The following is an 18,343-nucleotide window of genomic DNA, read 5'->3' on the forward strand; positions in this document are numbered from 1 at the left end:
GCCGCCGCCACCGCTCCCGGGGGCGCGGCGCCCGGGGCCACCACGCCGGGCCCCGGCGGCGCCGCCTCCGGGGCCCCGGCGGCGACGGGCGGCGCCTGATGGCCGTGATCGCGGTGGTCGGCGGCCCGGGCGCACCGGGAGCGACCACCACCGCCCTGGCGCTGCTGCTGTCGTGGCCGCTGTCGCCCGGCCGGCGGATCCTGCTGGTCGAGGCCGACCCGGACGGCGGCGCGGTGCTCGCCGGCGCCCTGGAGGGCCGGGTCGAGGCGGTGTACGGGCTGCGCAACCTGGCCGTCGCCGACCGGCGCGGACTGCTCACGCAGACCATCTGGGAGCAGCTGATCGACCTCTCGCCCGAGGGCAACGCCGAACGGCTGCTGCTGCCCGGGCTGACCGACCCCACCCAGGCGCCCGGCCTCGCCTACACCTGGGAACCGCTCGCCGAACTGCTGCACGGCGTGGAACGGCAGGGCTACGACGTCATCGTGGACCTCGGCCGCTCCGGGGCCACCGGCCACAGCGCGGTGCTCGCCCGCCGTGCCGACGCGGTGGTGGCGACGGTGCGCACCACGCTGCGCGGGCTGAGCTCGGTCCGGCCCCGGCTCGCCGCCCTGACCGAGGACCTGGCCACCGCCGGTACCGGGTCGGACGCGCTCGGGCTGCTGCTGGTCGCCGAGGGGCCGTACACGAGGGCGGAGGTGACCCGCGAGCTCGGGCTGCCGGTGCTCGGGGTGCTGCCGCACGCCACCCGGACGGCGAAGGTGCTCTCCGACGGCGGGGACACCGGCGACCGGCGGTTCATCCGCTCGGAGCTGATGCGCACGGCGCGGTCGGCGGCGGACGAGGTGCAGCTGCTGATCCGCCGTCGGCGCCAGCGGCTCGCGCCGGGAGCGGCGCAGGACGCGGCGTCGGGCCGGCTGACGGCGGGCGGCCCGGCGGCGGCCCCGGTCGCGGCGGCGGTGCCGATGCCGCCGGTCCCGACGGCTCCGGTGCCGGCCCCGCCGATACCGGCCCCGCCCGTGCCGATGGCGCCGCAGCCGTCGGTGTCCGTGCCCGTTCCCGGGACCGGGCCCGTGCCGTCGTCCGGGGCGGGGCCGTCGTCCGGGGTGGGGCCGGTTCCTCCGCCCGCGTCCGCGCCGGGCCCGTACGGGCAGTCGGCCTACGGGACGGGCGGCCAGTCCGACCACGGGCAGCCGGGGTACGCCCAGCCGGGATACGGTCCGGGCGGCCACGGCCCGTCGCCGTACCCGCCGGGAGGGTACGGCACGGCGGCCCACGGCCGGTCCGTGCACGGCCGGTCCGGCTACGGGACGGCGGAGGGCGAGCAGCCCTCGTACACTCCGCCGCAGCCCGTCCCGCCGGTGATCACCACCGGCCCGGTGGCGCCGCTGGCCGGGCTGGCGCCGCAGCCGGCCGCGCCGGCACCCTTCCCGGCACACGTCCGGTCCGCCCCGTACGGCGAACCGGAAGACCAGTACCCGCTCCAGCAGCCGACAGTGACGAACCGTCAGGACGACATGGGCGGGCCGTACCCGAACAACCCCGGGGAGGTGCTCCGTGCGCGGTAGCCCCCTGCACCAGCGTCCCGCCTCCGATCCGGCCGCGCTGCCCTGGGCCGCGCCGCCGCCCGGACCGGTCGTCCCGCCGCACGGGTACCGGCCGGGACCGGTCGCGCCCCAGCCCGCCCCGGCGCAGCCCGTCGTGCCCCAGCCCGTTCCGCCCGGCGCGGCCGGGCCCGCCGCCGTGCCCTCCCAGCTGCCCTCGCTGGACCTGCGCGGCTCCGTCACCCGGCCCGCCGTCGACCCGCAGGTCGCCCGGGAGCTCAAGCGCCAGGTCGCGGCCGAACTGCACCAGCAGATCACCCGGTTGACCGCCGCCTCCGGCTCCGATCCGGACCGCGCCACCCGCCGTCAGCGCGGCCGGGCGCTGATCGAGGAGGCCGTCGCCCGGTGGTCCGACGCCTATGCGCAGACCCACGGCATCCCGCCCACCCGCGAGCAGGACCGCGCCCTCGCCGAGGCCGTCTTCGACCTGCTGTTCCGGGCCGGCCGGCTCCAGCCCTACCTGGACGACCCGGAGATCGAGAACATCCTGATCAACGGCTGCGACGACGTCTGGGTCTCCAAGGTGCACCAACCCCTGCGCCAGGTACCGCCGGTGGCCGAGAACGACGCCGAACTCATCGAACTGCTCCAGGACCTGGCCCGCCAGCACGGCGGCGGCGAGCGCAGCCTCTCCACCGCCAGCCCGACCCTCGCGCTGCGCCTGGAGGGCGGCATGCGCCTCCAGGCGCTCACCGAGGTGACGCCCCGCCCGTACATCGCGATCCGGCGCCACCGGGTGGCCTCGGCGACGCTGCCCGAGATGGTCGAACTCGGCACCCTGGACGCCACCCTGGCCGCCTTCCTGGCCTCCGCGATCCGGGCCCGGAAGAACGTGATGATCACCGGTACCCAGGGCGTCGGCAAGACCAGCCTGCTGCGCGCGATGGCCGCCGAGATCCCGCCGGACGAGCGGATCGGCACCCTGGAGTCGGAGTTCGAACTCTGGCTGCACACCCTCGGCCACCTGCGCCAGGTCGTCCCGATGGAGGCCCGCGAGGGCAACGGCGAGCGCGTCGAGGGGCGCCTGGCCGGGGAGTTGACCATCGGCGACCTCATTCCGGCCGCGCTGCGCATGACGCTCTCCCGGATCATCGTCGGGGAGGTCCGCTCCGGCGAGGTCGTCCCGATGCTGCGGGTGATGACCAACGGCGAGGGCGGCTCGATGTGCACCCTGCACGCCCGTGGCCCGCACATGGTCGTCGACCGCATCGCCGAACTCTGCCTGGAGTACGGCTCGCACATGACCGACTCGCTCGCCTACCGGCTCACCGCCAACGCCCTGGACCTCATCGTGCACGTCACCATGGTCGACGAGACCGCCGTCGGCGGCCGCCGGCACCGCTTCGTCTCCCACGTGCTGGAGGTCACCGGCCTCGGGGAGAGCGGCCGGCCCGCACTGAACACCGTCTTCGGTCCCCGGCCGGACCTCGGCGAGCCGCGGGCCGTCCCGCACACCCCGCCGCAGTGCCTGGACGACCTGCGCCGGGCCGGCTTCGACGCCTCGCTCCTCGGCTCCCGGTACGGGAGTTGGGCCACCCCGCTCCAGCTGCGGATCGGCGGTGGCGCGCGGTGATGCTGCTCTTCGCCCTCTGCGGGCTGGCGGTCGCGGGCGGCCTGGTCGCCCTGGTGGCCTGGGCCCGCGGCAGCGAGCCCGGCGCCGAGGACGGGGCCGAGCGGGAGCCCAACCCGCTGGCCGGCCGGATCCACGTGTTCTGGTACGGCGCCCCCGGGACGGCCGCGCACCGGATGGTGCGGATGCGCCGCGTCCAGCTGCCGCTCGCGCTCGCCGGCGCGCCGCTGGCCTGGCTGTTCACCGGCATCCCGCTGACCTCGCTGCTGGTGCCGCTGGCCGTCTTCGGCCTGCCCTGGCTGTTCGACACCACCCGCCCGGACACCCACCGGATCGAGCGGCTGGAGGCGCTCTCCGAGTGGACCCAGCGGATCGCCGACGTGCTGCTGCTCGGCGTCGGCCTCAACCAGGCCATCGTCACCAGCCGCCGCACCGCCCCGGCCGCCCTGGAGGACGAGATCGGCGAGCTGGCCGCCCGGCTGCAGGCCCGCTGGCGGCCCGAGGAGGCGCTGCGCGCCTTCGCCGACAGCCTCGCCGACGCCACCGCCGACAAGGTGCTCGCCGCGCTCGTGCTGCGGGCCGGGGACAGCGGCCCCGGCCTGGCCCGCACGCTCTCCGACATGGCCGACTCGGTGCGCGAGGAGGTCCGCCAGCGCCGCGCCATCGAGGCGGACCGGGCCAAGCACCGGACCACCATCCGCTGGCTGGTCGGCATCATCGTGCTGGTCGTCACCGTCGGCTCCTTCAACACCGAGTACACCCGGCCGTACGGGACCTTCCTCGGTCAGGTGGTGCTCGCCGTGGTCGCCGCCCTGTTCGTGGCGATCATCGCCTGGATGCGGGCGCTGGCCTCCCACCCGCCGGTGCCCCGGCTGCTGACGCCGGACCGGCGCAGCAGGAGCGGGCGCCGGTCCGCCGCACCGGCGGCCGCGCCGGAGCCGGCCGAGCAGCTCGGGGAGGTCCGGTGATCTCGCCCTGGTCCGTGCTGGCCGGCGCCTTCGCGGCCGGCGGCCTCGCCCTCCTGGTCGCCGAACTGCGGCCGGCGCCACCGGACCTGCGCCAGGCGCTGGACCGGCTGCACGCCACCCCCGCCGACCGCGAGCAGGACCCGGACGAGCGGCCCCGCTGGTACGACCGGATCGGCGAGCGGTCCGTCCACCTGCGCGGGGTCTCCGTACCGCGCCGTGAACTCGCCCTGATCGGCCGCACCCCGGCCCGGTTCATGGTGCACAAGCTGCTGTTCGCCGCGCTCGGCCTGCTGCTGCCCGCCTACCTGGGGGCGATGGCCGTGCTGATGGACACCGGCCTGCCGTTCGCGCTGCCGCTGGTCGCCGGGCCGCTGCTGGCCGGGCTGCTCTGGTTCGTCCCGGACGCCGTGGTGCGCGGCGAGGCCAAGGAGGCGCGCACCGAGTACCTGCACGGCATCGCCGCCTACCTGGAACTCGTCGCGATGGAGCGGGCCGCCGACTGCGGCCCCGCCGAGGCGCTGCGCCGGGCCGCCGCGGTCGGGCAGGGCACGGTGTTCCGGCGGATCCGCGACGCCCTGGAGCGCGCGGCCACCGACCGGCTCCCGCCGTGGGCCGGACTCGACGCGCTGGCCGAGGAACTGGGGCTCAGCCCGCTCCAGGACGTGGCCGACATCATGCGGCTGTCCGGCACCGACGGCGCCGCCGTCTACGACACCCTGCGGGCCCGCGCCAAGGGCCTGCGCGGGGAACTGCTCGCCGAGGACCTCGCCCGGGCGAACGCCGACAGCGAACGGATGGTCGCGCCCGGGGCCGCGCTGACCCTGCTGATGACCGTCCTGATCGTCTTCCCCGCCCTGCACCAGATGCTCAACTGACCGTGTTCCACGGCCGCGTACCGTCCCCGACGAGACCTCGCAAGCCCGACCCGCCCGTTCAGAGCAGCCGGCACCACCACACCACACCGCCACATCCCCGGGAGAACCCGATGACCGCACGAATCGCCCACCTGGCAGACCGGGTGCTGCGACCCGCCCTGCTACCGGTCCAGTTCGCACTGATGCTGTTCACCCTGCGGCTCGGCCGGCTGCGGGCCGCCCGGGCGCGCGGCGACCGCGGTGCGATCAGCATCGAACTCGCCCTCGCCATCATCGCGTTGGTCTTCGTCGCCGGTGCCGTGGCGACGGCGCTCTACCTGCTGAAGGACAAGGTCGTCAAGAAGGTCGAGCAGGACCCGAACATGCCGGGCGGCGCGGGCGCGGGCGGCGCCACCCAGTGATGCGTCCTGCTCTCCGCCGCAGGGGCGACCGGGGGTCGATGAGCGTGAGCCTCGCCATCGTCTTCCCGGTCGTCCTGCTGCTCCTGCTGCTCGTCGTCCAGGCCGCGCTGCTCTGGTACGACCGGCAGGTCGCGCTCACCGCGGCCCGCGAGGGTGTGGACGCCGGACGGGTGCAGAGCAGCGCGACGGACGGCGAGAAGAACGAGGCGGCCCAGCGGCAGGCCCGGGACTTCCTCGACCGGCAGGGCGAGCGCGGGTACGTGGTGCGGACCGACGGCAGCACGGCCCAGACCGTCCGGGTCACCGTGGAGCTGACCCCGCCGCTGCTGATACCCGGGCTCAGGGCGCCCACCGTCACCCAGTTCGCCGAGGCGCCGCGCGAGCGCTTCGTGGCGCCGGTGGTGAAGCCGTGAGGAGTGAACCGCGGGCACCCGGCGGGTGGCGGCGGCCATCGCGGCCGCCGCGGCGGCGGTTCTGGTCGCGGCGGCGCAGGCGGGACCGCGGCGGGATCGCGATCGAGGCGGCGATCGTCGTGCCGGGGGTCGTCGGGCTGGTCCTGGTGGCCATCGCCGCCGGTCGGGTGCAGACCACGGCCGGTACCGTGGAGGCCGCCGCCCGGGCCGGGGCCCGGACCGCCTCCCTGCAGCGCAGCGTGGACGGGATGGACCAGCCGGCCAGGGAGTCCGCCCTCGCCACCCTGCGCCAGCAGGGCGTGTCCTGCCGCAACGGGGACGTGCGGGTCGGCAAGGGGGAGTTGAACCTGCCGGGCGGACCGGCCACGACCGTCACCGTCACGGTGATCTGCGACGTGGAACTGGCCGACCTGCTCGGCGGACCGTCCGGGGTACCCGTGACGAAGCACCTCGTCGGCGAGTTCACCTCGGTGGTGGACCGTTACCGGGGCACATGACGGCGCGCGGCGCCGTCGCCGGGAAGACGGGGGATTGGAGACGGCCCGTGCGGGGGAGACGCAAGCGGAGAGCGCCCGGGGGATGACACAGCGGTACCGAGTGGCGCCCGGTGGGGGCCGGTGGGGAGAGCAGCGTGCGAAGTGGGGGGAGGGGACGGGAGTGGTGAGCCGTCTGCGGCGACGGCTGTCGGCGCGCCGGTCCGACCGGGGCGCGGTGGCCCTCTTCGTGGCGATCTGCGCGGCCTACGTCGTGCTCGTCATCGCCCTGGTGATCGACGCCGGCGGCCGGCTGCGGGTCGCCGAGCGGACCGACGCCTACGCTCTGGAGGCCGCGCGGGTCGGCGGCCAGCAGCTCGACCGGGCGGCCGTCCTGCAGGGCAAGGGCTTCAAGGTCCAGGAGAAAGACGTCCGGGACGCCGCCGACGCCTATCTGCGCCTGTACGGCCTGCACGCGGGCGACATCGAGTTCTCCGGTGACGGCAAGGTCGTCACCGTCACCGTGCAGGCCGACTACCGCCCGGTCCTGCTGGGCGCCCTCGGGCAACGGAAGGTAACGGGCAAGGGCAGTGCGACCCTCGTCCACGGAGTCGAGAAAGCGGAGACCGACTGATGGCCGCGCCACGTGCCAAGGACCAGGCCCGTACCGCCCAGGCCCGCAACGGCCGGGCCGGGACGTCCCATCGCGCCGGCGGCGCCCGAAGGCCCGCCGCCCCGGCGCCCCGACCACCCCGCGGGCGCGGCCGTGCCGTGATCACCGCGCTCGGCGCGCTGGTCGCCCTGCTCGCCCTGCTGTTGGGCGTCCCCGCACTGCTGCTGTACGGCACCCAGGCGGTCGCCGGGATGGGTGAGGTCGCCTCGGGCGGGGTGGGCGAGGCGCTCACCAGCCCGGACGACGGAAGCCTGTTCCTGTGGGCGCTGGTGGTGGTCGGCTGGCTCGCCTGGGCCTGCTTCGCGCTCTCCGTCCTGCTGGAGATCCCCGCCCAGCTGCGCGGCCGGATCGCCCGCCGCATCCCGGCCTTCGGCTGGAGCCAGCGGATCGCGGCCGGACTGGTCGGCTCGGTGCTCGCCCTGCTGCCGGTGGCCGGCTCGGCCTTCGCGGCCGTCCCCGACGCCGCCCACGGCCCGGTCGTCCAGGCGCAGTTGACGCCGGGCGTGCAGCGCGCCGCACTGCCCGCCGCGCCGGCCGCGCCGGCCCCGACCCCGGCCGCCGAACAGCAGAGCACCTACACGGTGCGCGACGCCCGGCCGGCCGACAGCCTGTGGTCCATCGCCGAGCGCCAACTGGGCTCGGGCGAGCGGTGGATGGAGATCGCCAAGCTCAACGAGGGCCGGGTGATGGGTGATTCGGGTGTCCGCTTCGACGCCGAGCGGCCGATCCAGCCCGGCTGGGAACTGCTGATGCCGGCGGACGCCAAGCCGGACGAGGCGAGGACACCGGCTCCGGCTCCCGCACCGGCTCCCTCCGGGGACGCGGCGCAGGGCACCCCGCAGGGGACGCCGCAGGGTGCCCCGCAGAACGTTCCGCAGTCCGGGGCGGAGGCCGGGACGGAGGCCGGGGGGCCCGGTGGCGCCGGCGGTGCGGGCGGATCGGGCGGGCAGCGGACCGTCACCGTCCAGGCCGGGGACAGCCTGTCGGCCATCGCCCAGCGGGAGCTGGGGGACGGGGAGCAGTGGCCGAAGCTGTTCGAGGCGAACAAGGGGGCGCAGGCCCCGGACGGGGAGCAGCTGACGGACCCGGACGTGGTGGTGCCGGGGATGGTGCTCACGGTGCCGGGGGCGGGCGGTGCCGCACCGGCGCCGGCGCCCGCACCGGCTCCTGCCGACCAGGTCCCGGCACCCGCCGACCAGGCCCCGGCGCAGGGCGCTCCCCCGCAGGGCGCACCCTCGCAGGGCACGCCGCAGTCGGCCCCGGCGCCCGCGCCCACGCACGCACCGGCCCACGCGCCCGCCCCCGCCGCGCACGCCGACCCGGCCCCCAGCGACGACTACACCGTCGCGCTCTCGGCCTCCACCGTCGGCGTCCTGCTCGCCGCCATCATGGTCGGCGCCGTCGCCCACAAGCGCGGCGGCCAGCAGCGCGCCCGCCGCCCCCGGCACCGCATCGCGATGCCCGACGCCGAGGCCGCCGCCTTCGAGAACGAGCTGATGGCCCGGCAGGACCAGGCCGGACTGGAACTGCTGGACCGCGCCCTGCGCACCATGGCCCGCAACACCGTGCGCGGCGGCAAGCGGCTGCCCGCCATCGTCGCCGCCCGGATCACCCAGGGCCAGACCATCGAGCTGCACCTGTCCGGCCCGGCCACCCCGATCGCGCCGTTCCGCGCCGCGCACGCCGCCAACGTGTGGTGGTGCAGCGCCGACTCGGGCGACCTGCTCAGCCCCGGCCAGGCCCGGCGGACCGCCGCGCCGTACCCCGCGCTGGTCACCCTCGGCACCTCGCCGGACGGCTCGGTGGTCCTCGCCGACCTGGAGGCCGTCCGGCTGCTCCACCTGTCCGGCCACCCGGACGACGCCCGGGACGTGCTGCGCACCCTCGCCATCGAACTGGCCCACAGCCCGCTGGCCGACCGGCTCCACCTGCACCTGGTGGACCTCGCCGAGGAACTGCCGATCAGCGGACCGGCCGCCGAACGGGTGCACCGCCACCCCACCCTGGAGGCCGCGCTCGCCGCCCTCGGCCCGCGCACCGCCAAGGCCCGCGCCACCCTGGTCGCCGCCGAGGCCACCAGCCCGCGCGAGGCCCGCAGCCGGGGCCAGGCCGACGAGTCCTGGACGCCCGAGATCGTGCTCTGCGCCCACCAGCCCGGCGGGGACGTCCCGGCCGAGCTCGGACGCCTGCTCGATGCCCGCCCGCGCACCTGCGTCGCCGTCATCACCCGCGCCCCCGAGCGCGGCACCGGCCCGGTCGCCCGCTGGACCCTGCCGACCTCCGGCCAGGCCGCGATCCCGGGCCTGCACCTCACGGTCGAGCTCCAGCGGCTCAGCGGCCACCAGTACGACCAGGTCGCCGAGCTGCTCCGGGCCGCCGACGACACCACCCAGCACCCGGCCCCGGCCTGGACCCTGGACGGGCCGGAGGACGACCCCGACACCGCCGAACTGCCGGCCGCCGTACCGGTGCTGGCCGCCGTCGGGGCTTCGGCTGTCGGGGCTTCGGTCGGCGGGTTGTCGGTCGGTGGGGCCTCGGTCGGTGGTGCCTCGGTCGGCGGGGCGGAGGAGGGCGCGGACGCGGCCGCCGGTCCGCGGCTGCTCGCCCGGGTCATCGGCACCGGGGCCAGCCCGTTCGCGGGTACCGATCCGGTGACGCCCGCTCCGGGTCCCGCCGCCCTGCCGCCCGCGGCTTCGGCTGCGGTCCCGGCTCCGGCCCCAGCGCCGGTTCCGGCCGGTCCGGCGCGGTTCGTCGTCAACGGGCAGGGGAGGCAGGCGGCCACCGACGAGACCACCCGGGACCTGCGGCGCCCGGGCCTGCCGGAGGGCGAGGGGGCGGACGAGTCGGGGGACACCTCCTCGGAGTCCACGGCGACGGTCGTGCTCGCCGTCCAGCCGGTCGTCCCGAAGCCCGTCGTCCCGAAGCCCGTCGTCCCGACGTCCGTCGTTCCGCAGTCCGTGGTGTCGCCTCCCGTGGTGGCGGAGCCGGGGACGGCGGAGCCGACCGCGCCGGAGCGGGCCGAGGAGTCGGCGCCGTCGGCCGCGTCCGCCGCGGTGCCCGCCGTCGCCGCCGGGACCGGTCCGGCCGGGACCGCGGAAACGGCCGGGACCGCCGAGACGGTCGGGACCGCGGACCCCGCAGGTGCGGGGGAGTTCGAGCCCGCCGTCGAACCGGGCCCCGCCGCCGTCGCCCCGGTCGCCCGGACCACCCCCGGGCGCAGCGACAGCGACGACCTGCTCGCCATTCTCCGCTCCCCGGAGGCGCACGCCGCCCGCAACGCCCCCCGGATCCGGCTGCTCGGCCCGGTGGACGTCGCGGGGGTCCTCGGCACCGCCGTCCCCGGCGCGCTGCCCCGGCTCACCGAGCTGGCCGTCTACCTGGCGCTGCGTCCGGGGTCGGACCGCCACGCGCTCGACCACGATCTGCACCCCGGCGCGGCGCACCTCGACCCGCACCCCACCTCGGCCGACGCCCAGAGCCCGGTGGTGGCCAAACTCGGCGACCTGGCCGCCTGGTTCGGCACCTCCCCGGAGGGCCGCGCCTTCCTGCCCACCGAGGGCACCGAAGGGTACTCCTTCGCCCCGGCGGTCACCTGCGACTGGGACGAGTTCCGCGGCCTCTACCGGCGCGGCATGCGCAGCACCAGTGCCACCGCCGACGCGGCCCTCGCCCATGCCCTGGCCCTGGTCCGCGGGGCGCCGTTCGCGGAGGCCCCGCCGGCCTCGTACGGCTGGGCCGAGGCCGAGCGGCAGGACATGATCGCGGCGATCGTCGACACGGCCCACGAACTGGCCGCCCGGCGTCTGCAGTACGGCGACCACCGCAGCGCCGAGGCCGCCGTCTTCCGCGGCCTCGCCGTCGCCCCGGACGTCGAACTGCTGCACCGGGACCTCTTCTACGCCTACGCCTCGGCCGGCGCCCGCGACCAACTCCTACGCGCCGTCAACCGGTTGGACGCGCTCAGCCGCCGGACCGGCCGGGACCTGGACGCCGACACCGTCGCCCTGCTGCGGGACCTGCTCGCGGGATCCTGAGGTGGATCGCCGACTGCCCGGCCACTCCCACGGGGGTGGCCGGGCAGTCGTGTTGACGGGCCGACTGTGGATGTGGCGGTCGTGTGGACATTCGGTACGGATGCGGTCGGCGGATCGGTCGGCGGATCGGTCGGTGGGCCGATCCGTGGAGCGGCGGTCCGGAGGACCGGCGGATCGGCGGGCCGGTGGCCGGTCAGACCGCCCGCAGCCAGGCGTCCAGGGCGGTGAAGTCCGCCTCGGTGAGCCCGCGTCGGGGATCCACCCGGTGGAGCAGGGTGCGGGCGGGGGAGTGGGCGGCGACCCAGCGGCGGTCGGGCTCGGTGATCTCGTCGTCCACCCAGGCGAACGGCCGCCCGTCCGCCCATGCGACCAGCGCACGGGTCTTCCAGTGCAGGCCGTCCGGCCCGTCCGGCCAGTTCGTGATGTCCGGCGGGTCCGTCGTCGCAGGGGCGTCCGGGGCGTCCATGGCACCCGTGTCGTCCACCGGCCAGTCCACGACGGGGAGTCGGGGCAGGCCGAGCCAGGGCGCGAGGCACTCGTTGGCGTCCTCCAGCCAGGTGGTGGCCCACACCGGCTCGCCCGGCAGACTCAGCAGCCGCGGCCCCAACTCCGGGTTCACGCGGGCGATCAGCGGATTCCCGCCCATCGCCGTGCCGGGCGGGACGTACGGGCTGCGGTAGGTGGGGTAGCCGCCGGGGGGAGGGTCGCCGAAGGGGATCAGCGGGCCGTCCACGTCGAGGAAGAGCAAGGGGCGATCGGCATCGACCATGACGGCACCTTAGCGGGGCGGCGCGGGTGGTGTGGTGCACCGATCGGCCACCCGGCCTGGAACGGGTGAGCCGGGATCTCGTAGGGTGGCGCGCACGGAGTGTGGTGGCAGGCGCCACACAGGCGAGGGCATCAGACGCCGCGGGAGCGGCGGGGCGGGGCGGTGACCAGGAGATGGCGGAGACGACAGCGGTTTCCGGAGGTCCCGACCCGGCCGGCGGCTCGGGGCCCTGGGACGCCGTACCGCCGCCCCCGCGCCTCCCGGCCGAGGAGCATCCGCCCGGCCCCGCAGCGCTGTACGAGCCGCCGCCGCCCCCGGCCGCCCCTGCCCCCGCTCCGGTCGCCGCTTCCGTACCGGGTGTTCCTCCGGGGGCCGTACCTGCTTCCGGGGCGGGCATGCAGGGGGGCACGCAGGGGGGCGTGCAGCCGGTCGGACAGGCGCCCATGCCGCCGCCCGCGCCCCCGGCCGCACCGCCCGTTCCGCCCACCGGGTGGACCCTCACCGGCCTGCCCACCGCCGGGTTCGCCTCCTCGGCGACCCCGCCGCCGTTCCCGGTCCAGAGCGCGACGCCGGCCACCGTCGGCGGTGCGGGCGGGCTCGGCGCGGGCGGCATCGGTGCGGGTGGCCTCGGTGCCGCGCCGCGCGGGCGGATCCTGGTGATCGAGGGCGGGTACGGCAACTCCGGCCGCCGCACCTGGGGCCGCGGCGGACCGGCCCAGGCGCCGGTGCTCTCGGCGATGCTCGCCGCCGTCTCGCCGCAGGTGCTGCTCGCGGCGGACGCGGTGGACGCCGTCCACCTCCCCGGCGCCGGTGACCCGCACACCGTCCTCGCCCACCTGCGCGCCGCCTCCCGCCACCCGGGACCGCTGCTGGTCCACCTGGGCGGCCACATCGTCGCCGACAAGCGCGGCGGGCAGCTCCAGCTGACCCTGCGCGATGCCAAGCAGGACGGCCTCCCCTGGCAGTCCGTCGCCGCCGAGCTGAGCCACCGTCCGGCGGAGTGGCAGACCCTCGTCATCGCCGACCTGAGTGCCGACCAGAACGCCTGGCCGTACCTCCAGGGCACCGTCTCCCCGCTCAGCGAGGGCATCCCGCTGTGGGCGGTGGTCAGCCCGGACCCGGAGCAGATCGGCACCTTCACCCGCGCGCTGATCGAGGCGCTGCACGGCGGACGGCCCGGCGCGGGCGAGGTGCTCGCGCCCGAGCAGCTGCGGCAGCAGGTGTACTCGGTGCTGCGGCCGGACGTGATCGTCCTGGCCACCCACGCCCCGGACCGGCCGTTCTTCCGCAACACCGCCCGTCGCGGCGAGGGCCTGCCGGTTGACGTGCCGCCGGTGCCGGCCGCCGGCGTGGCGCTCTCCGACCTGCCGCCGCCCCTGGCGTCGCCGCTGCCGCGTCCGACGGAACCGCGGGACGCCGTCCCGGGGTGGCCGTCGCCGGTACCGGCCGCGATGCCCGAGCCGTCGACCGCGGCCGTCGGCTCCCCGGCGACCGCGGGTGGTCCGGTCAGCCTGGTCAAGCCGGGCGTCCCGCCCACTCCGCAGCGGCCGGCCCGCCCGGTGAGCCTGCTGAAGGCGGGCGGAACGGCCGAGGCGCCGGGCGTGACCCTGCGCAAGCCCGCCCCGGCCGACGCCGTGCCCGTGGACGACGGCACGCCCCCGGCGGGCGTCACGCTCCTCAAGCCCCGGCCGGAGCCCGCGGACGTCGTGGTCGCCGAGCCCGAACTCCCCCAGGAGGAAGCCGTGGTGGCCTCCGAGACCGCGGTGGAGGCGGTCGAGCGGACGGGTGCGGAGACGACGGGGGAGACGACGGCGGAGACGGCCGGAGCGGCGGGCGGGGACGCGACCGGGGAGGCCGTCGCGGAGGAGTCCGAGGCTGCGGAGAGGCCCGGGGCCGAAGCGGCCCCCGCGGTCACGGAGCAGCCCAGGGACGCCGTCCCGGAGGCTCCCGCGGGGGCGGAGGAGGCGCCCGCCGAAGAGGCTCCCGCCGCCGCCGTTCCGGCCGACGAGGCGCGGACGGAGGAGGAGCCTGCTGACGCCGTCCCGGCCGACGAGCAGCCCGCTGACGAGGCACCGGTCGACGCCGTGCCGCAGGGCGAGGGACCGGGTGGCGAGGGACCGGCAGACGAGGGACCGGGCGGCGAGGGACCGGCCGGCGAAGCTCCCGCCGACGCGCCGCCCGCCCAGGCCGACGCCCCGACCGACAGCCCGGCCGGCACCGCTGCCGAAGCGTCGGCCGACGAGGCCGCTGCGGCCAGGCCGCCCCGGGCGGACTACCGCGAGGTCATCGGACGGATCGTCCGCAGCGCCGACGCCGGGGACCACGCCGCCGCCACCGACCTGGCCTTCGCCCTCGAACTGGAGGCGATCGCCGAGCACGGTGCCGTCTCCGAGCCGGTGCTGCAGGTCCGGCAGGTCCGGGCGCACGTCTGCCGGCTCGCGGGCCGGTCGGCCGAGGCCGCGGAGATCTACCGCGAGGTGGCCCTGACGCTGCTCCGTTCCCAGGGGCCGGACCATCCGGAGACCCAGCGGGCGGCCACCAACGCCGAGGCCTGCTGGCGTGCGATCACCGACCGCGCGGAGGCCATCCGGATCGCCCCGGAGATCATCGAACTGCGCGCCCACCTCCCGGGCCCCGACGGCCGCAAGCTCCGTGCCGCCGAGCGCTACCTCGCCCAGTTGGCCGCTGCCGCCACCGGCTGACAGTCGGCGTCCGCCGGGACCGCCGGCCGCCGTCCGCCACCGCGGCCGCTGTTCCCCGCCGTCCGCCGACCGGCGGGGAACGGCGGACGGCGGACGGACGGCAGCAGACGGAAAACAGCGAACAGCTGTCAGTTTTCGAAATCTGTCAGCTGTTCGCTGTCACCTGTTACCGGTCACCTGTCACTCGCGACCCGGCGACCGGGCGGCTCACCGACCGGCGATGGCGTGCACGAACTTCGCGCCGTCGATGGTGCCCAGGCCGCTGGCGAGGTCGTAGCCCTCGGCGGCGTTGTAACCGGTGACGCCGTTCCAGCCGTTGTCGCCCTGCTTGACGTCCACGATGCCGCTCCACTTGCTCGGCAGCAGGTTCATGCCGTAGAGGCGCCAGTTGAGCTGGCCGAGGCGGTGGCCGGCGAGCTGGTCGGCGAGCGCGACGACGCCCGAGAACAGCGGGGTGGCCTCGCTGGTGCCGCCGGTGAGGTGCCAGCCGACCGAGGTCGGGTCGTAGGACTCGTAGGTCCAGGCGGCGCCGTCCACGGCCGCGCTCATGCTGATGTCCGGGGTGCCGCGGTGGTTGCCGGTGACGTTGGCGACGCCGGCCTGGTACCACGGGCGCTCGAAGATGCCCGAGACGCCACCGCCGCCGGCGCCGGACTTGTCGTGCCACACCTTGTCGGGCGCGGTGCGGTTGCCGGAGTCGTCCAGGGTGAGCTGGGTGCCGCCGATGGAGGTGACCAGCGGGTCCGAGGACGGCCAGGAGTTGACCTTGTACGGGTACAGGTCGCTGCCGTTCTCCTGGGCGTCGGTGGCGCCGTTGTCGCCGGAGGCGGCGAGCACGGTGACGTTGTGGTCGGCGGCGGCCTGGAAGGCGTACCGCAGATCGGTGAGCGACTTGAAGTCGCCCTTGTCGTAGCCCGGGAAGGTGTTCTCGGTGGCGCCGAAGCTCTGCGAGATGACGTCGGCGCGGCCGGCCTTGATGAGGGCCTTCTCGGCGTCCATCATCTCGGGCAGGCCGGTGGTGCCCTCGGTCTCGGCGACGCCGGTCTCGACCAGGATGATGTGGGCGTCGGGGGCGATCGCGTGGGCGTACTCGACGTCCAGGGTGGTCTCGCCGGCCCAGCCGGTGTGGTCGGGGTTCTTCGGGTCCCAGGTGGGGACGTTGCCCCACTTGACCACCTCGACGTTGGTGTCCGGGATGCCCCACTGCTTGTCGAAGACCTCCAGGTCGTGCTGGATGGTCGGCGAGCCGAAGGAGTCGACGATGACGATCGTGCGGCCCTTGCCGGTGATGCCCTCCTGGTACAGCGGGTTCAGGTTGTAGGCGGCCCGGTACTGGAGCGGCGAGTAGCAGTGGATGCCGACCTGGCTGACGCACTGGGTGGTGCTCAGCGGGGCGGGGCGGCCCTGGGCGCTGTGCTGCCCGAAGGAGGCGGGGCGGACGTGGACGCCCGTGAGGTCGTGGGCGGGGGAGGCGATCGCGGTACCGGCGGCCGGTACGGCGACGGTGCCGGCCGTGAGGGCGGTGGCCCCCACGGCGAGAAGGGCCAGGGCGCGGCGGAGGGTGGCGGGGCTGCCCATGGGGCTCCTTGGGGCGCAGGGCCTGACCTGGTTCGGTCGGGTCGGTCCGGCCATCCCATCGAGAGCCGCATGATCATGCCATAGTCAATTGGTGGGGTCGTATGATCAAGGGCATGGTCATGCTCGGCCACGCGAAAAGGTAAAGGCCGTCCCAGGGGAAAGTAACTCCCCACCTGGGACGACCTGGTGACGATGCGTCAGGAAGGCGGCTAGCGCGCCCCGCCGTTGACGTACAGCGTCTGCCCGCTGACGTAGGAGGCCTCTTCGCTGGCCAGGAAGGCGACGACCGAGGCGATCTCCTCCGGCTGCCCGACCCGGCGCAGCGGCGTCCGGGCGGCGACCTCGCCCTGGTGGTCCTCGGCGCTGCTGCCGACCCGTTCGGCGGTGGCCGCGGTCATCGCGGTGGCGATGTACCCGGGCGCGACGGCGTTGACGTTGATGTTGAACGGGCCCAGCTCGATCGCCAGGGTCGCGGTGAGGCCCTGGATGCCGGCCTTGGCGGCCGCGTAGTTGGCCTGGCCCCGGTTGCCGAGGGCGGAGCGCGAGCTGAGCGAGACGATCTTCCCGTACTTCTGCGCCACCATGTACTTCTGTGCCACGTGGCTGCAGTTGTACGCGCTGGTCAGGTTGACCGTCAGCACCGCGTCCCAGTCGGCCTTGGGCATCCGGAAGAACAGGTTGTCCCGGGTGATCCCGGCGTTGTTGACCAGGATGTGCAGCCCGCCGAGGTCCGCCGCGACCTGGGCGAACACCGCCTCCACGGCGTCGTAGTCGGCCACGTCGCAGCCGTACGCCCGTGCGGTGCCGCCCTTGGCGGTGATCTCGGCGACCGTCCCGGCCGCCCGCTCGGCGGTGAGGTCGACGACGGCGACCGCCGCGCCCTCCTCCGCCAGCCGGCGGGCGGTGGCCGCCCCGATGCCCTGCGCCGCGCCGGTCACCACGGCGACCTTGTCCGCGAACCGCGTCATGTGAACTCCTCGGTGGTTGGGATCGACAGTCGACAAGTCGACGGTCGACAAGCGGTGGACCACGGATGGTCAGACGTTCTCGACCAGCACGGCCGTTCCCTGCCCCACACCCACGCACATGGTGGCCAGGCCGCGCCGGGCACCGGTACGGCGCATCCGGTGCAGCAGGGTGGTGAGGATGCGGGCGCCGGAGCCGCCCAGGGGGTGGCCGAGCGCGATCGCCCCGCCGCTGGGGTTGACCACCTCCTCGGCCTGCTCCGGTCCGAAACCGAGGCCGTCGGCGGAGGCCAGCGCCTGGGCGGCGAAGGCCTCGTTCAGTTCGGCGGTGTCCAGATCGGCGAGCGACCAGCCGGCCCGCGCGAGCACCTTCGCCGTGGCCGGCACCGGGCCGATGCCCATGACGTCCGGGTGCACCCCGGCCGAGGCGCCGGCCACGTACCGGCCGAGCGGCTGGAGCCCGAGGTCGCGCAGCGCCTCCTCGCCGACCAGGACGAGCCCGGCCGCGCCGTCGTTCATCGGCGAGGCGTTCCCGGCGGTGACCGTGCCCCCGGCGCGGAACACCGGCTTGAGGCCGGCGAGCTTCGCCAGGCTGGCGTCCTCGCGGATGCCCTCGTCCCGGCTCACCGTCACCCCGTCCGGCCGCTCGACCGGGACCAGTTCGGCGTCGAAGTGCCCGTCCTTGCGGGCGGCGCCGGCCCGTCGGTGGCTGCGCAGCGCGAAGGCGTCCTGGCGCTCCCGGCCGATGCCGTACCGGGCGGCCACCTCCTCGGCGGTCTCGCCCATGCCGAGCACGCCGTGCAGTTCGGCCATCCGCGGGTTGGTGAGCCGCCAGCCGAGCCGGGTGTCGAAGGTCTCCATCCGGTGCGGCAGCGCCTCGTCCGGGCGGGGCAGGACGAAGGGGGCGCGGGTCATCGACTCGCAGCCGCCGGCCAGCACCACGTCCGCCTCGCCGGAGCCGATGGCCCGGGCGGCGAGGGTGACGGCCTCCAGGCCGGAGGCGCAGAGCCGGTTGACGGTGGCTCCGGGGACGGTCTCCGGCAGGCCGGCCAGCAGGACGGCCATCCGGGCGGCGTTGCGGTTGTCCTCGCCGGCCTGGTTGGCGGCGCCCCAGTAGACGTCGTCGATCCGGGCGGGGTCGAGCGCGGGGACGTCGGCGAGCAGGGCGCGCAGCACGGTGGCCGAGAGGTCGTCCGGGCGGACCGTGGCGAGCGCGCCGCGCAGCCGGCCGATGGGTGTGCGGCGGGCGGCGGCGAAGTAGACGGGACGCACGTCGTCGGGCTCCTTGTCGGGTGGCGGGGCGGGGGTGTCCGTGGCG

The 18,343-nt window shown here is 76.0% G+C and carries 14 protein-coding genes; 10 read left to right on the forward strand and 4 right to left on the reverse strand.

Annotated elements, in window-relative coordinates; translation table 11 throughout:
• The 9 genes from ACWGKU_RS19485 to ACWGKU_RS19525 form a co-directional block, all read left to right on the forward strand.
• Positions 1–1,568, forward strand: a 1,568-nt coding sequence (locus ACWGKU_RS19485; RefSeq protein ID WP_452191495.1) for a hypothetical protein, incomplete at its 5' end; no start/stop codon positions are given.
• Entirely contained in the window at positions 1,558–3,177 is a 1,620-nt protein-coding gene (locus ACWGKU_RS19490; protein ID WP_401050689.1) for a CpaF family protein, read from the forward strand. The genes ACWGKU_RS19485 and ACWGKU_RS19490, both read left to right, overlap by 11 nt.
• Positions 3,177–4,142, forward strand: coding sequence for a type II secretion system F family protein (locus ACWGKU_RS19495; protein WP_401050687.1), 966 nt, complete (start codon positions 3,177–3,179; stop codon positions 4,140–4,142). Before ACWGKU_RS19490 ends, ACWGKU_RS19495 begins: the two co-directional genes overlap by 1 nt.
• The gene (locus tag ACWGKU_RS19500; RefSeq protein WP_359913793.1) at positions 4,139–5,017 is read left to right on the forward strand and encodes a hypothetical protein; all 879 of its coding nucleotides are present in this window, start codon (positions 4,139–4,141) and stop codon (positions 5,015–5,017) included. The genes ACWGKU_RS19495 and ACWGKU_RS19500 overlap by 4 nt, the downstream gene beginning before the upstream one ends.
• Positions 5,018–5,127: 110 nt before the next feature.
• Positions 5,128–5,418 carry a hypothetical protein gene (locus ACWGKU_RS19505; protein WP_401050685.1) on the forward strand — a complete coding sequence of 97 codons (291 nt, stop codon included), beginning with the start codon at positions 5,128–5,130 and terminating at the stop codon, positions 5,416–5,418.
• Positions 5,419–5,456: 38 nt separating this feature from the next.
• The gene (locus ACWGKU_RS19510; protein WP_401050682.1) at positions 5,457–5,831 is read left to right on the forward strand and encodes a TadE/TadG family type IV pilus assembly protein; all 375 of its coding nucleotides are present in this window, start codon (positions 5,457–5,459) and stop codon (positions 5,829–5,831) included.
• A 119-nt stretch (positions 5,832–5,950) separates the two neighbouring features.
• The gene (locus tag ACWGKU_RS19515) at positions 5,951–6,328 is read left to right on the forward strand and encodes a pilus assembly protein (protein WP_380635259.1); all 378 of its coding nucleotides are present in this window, start codon (positions 5,951–5,953) and stop codon (positions 6,326–6,328) included.
• Positions 6,329–6,491: 163 nt separating this feature from the next.
• Positions 6,492–6,938, forward strand: a complete 447-nt coding sequence (locus ACWGKU_RS19520; RefSeq protein WP_452177484.1) for a hypothetical protein — start codon at positions 6,492–6,494, stop codon at positions 6,936–6,938.
• Entirely contained in the window at positions 6,938–11,011 is a 4,074-nt protein-coding gene (locus ACWGKU_RS19525) for a LysM peptidoglycan-binding domain-containing protein (RefSeq protein ID WP_452177485.1), read from the forward strand. Before ACWGKU_RS19520 ends, ACWGKU_RS19525 begins: the two co-directional genes overlap by 1 nt.
• A gap of 193 nt (positions 11,012–11,204) precedes the next feature.
• Here ACWGKU_RS19525 and ACWGKU_RS19530 read toward each other — a convergent pair whose 3' ends face one another.
• Complete coding sequence (locus ACWGKU_RS19530) at positions 11,205–11,780, reverse strand: HAD domain-containing protein (RefSeq protein ID WP_401055771.1); 576 nt, start codon at positions 11,778–11,780, stop codon at positions 11,205–11,207.
• Between the two features lie 419 nt (positions 11,781–12,199).
• On the opposite strand from ACWGKU_RS19530, the gene ACWGKU_RS19535 reads away from it, so the two are divergent.
• Positions 12,200–14,482 carry a hypothetical protein gene (locus ACWGKU_RS19535; protein ID WP_452177486.1) on the forward strand — a complete coding sequence of 761 codons (2,283 nt, stop codon included), beginning with the start codon at positions 12,200–12,202 and terminating at the stop codon, positions 14,480–14,482.
• A 207-nt stretch (positions 14,483–14,689) separates the two neighbouring features.
• Here ACWGKU_RS19535 and ACWGKU_RS19540 read toward each other — a convergent pair whose 3' ends face one another.
• The 3 genes from ACWGKU_RS19540 to ACWGKU_RS19550 form a co-directional block, all read right to left on the reverse strand.
• Positions 14,690–16,060: a S53 family peptidase gene (locus tag ACWGKU_RS19540; protein WP_359913771.1), complete on the reverse strand. Its 1,371-nt coding sequence runs from the start codon at positions 16,058–16,060 to the stop codon at positions 14,690–14,692.
• Between the two features lie 209 nt (positions 16,061–16,269).
• The gene (gene fabG / locus ACWGKU_RS19545; RefSeq protein ID WP_359913768.1) at positions 16,270–17,028 is read right to left on the reverse strand and encodes a 3-oxoacyl-ACP reductase FabG; all 759 of its coding nucleotides are present in this window, start codon (positions 17,026–17,028) and stop codon (positions 16,270–16,272) included.
• A 69-nt stretch (positions 17,029–17,097) separates the two neighbouring features.
• On the reverse strand, positions 17,098–18,297 hold the full coding sequence (locus ACWGKU_RS19550) for a thiolase family protein (RefSeq protein WP_452180408.1): 1,200 nt from the start codon (positions 18,295–18,297) through the stop codon (positions 17,098–17,100).
• Positions 18,298–18,343 lie beyond the last annotated feature (46 nt).

It is taken from the genome of Kitasatospora sp. NPDC054768 (genome assembly GCF_053612025.1).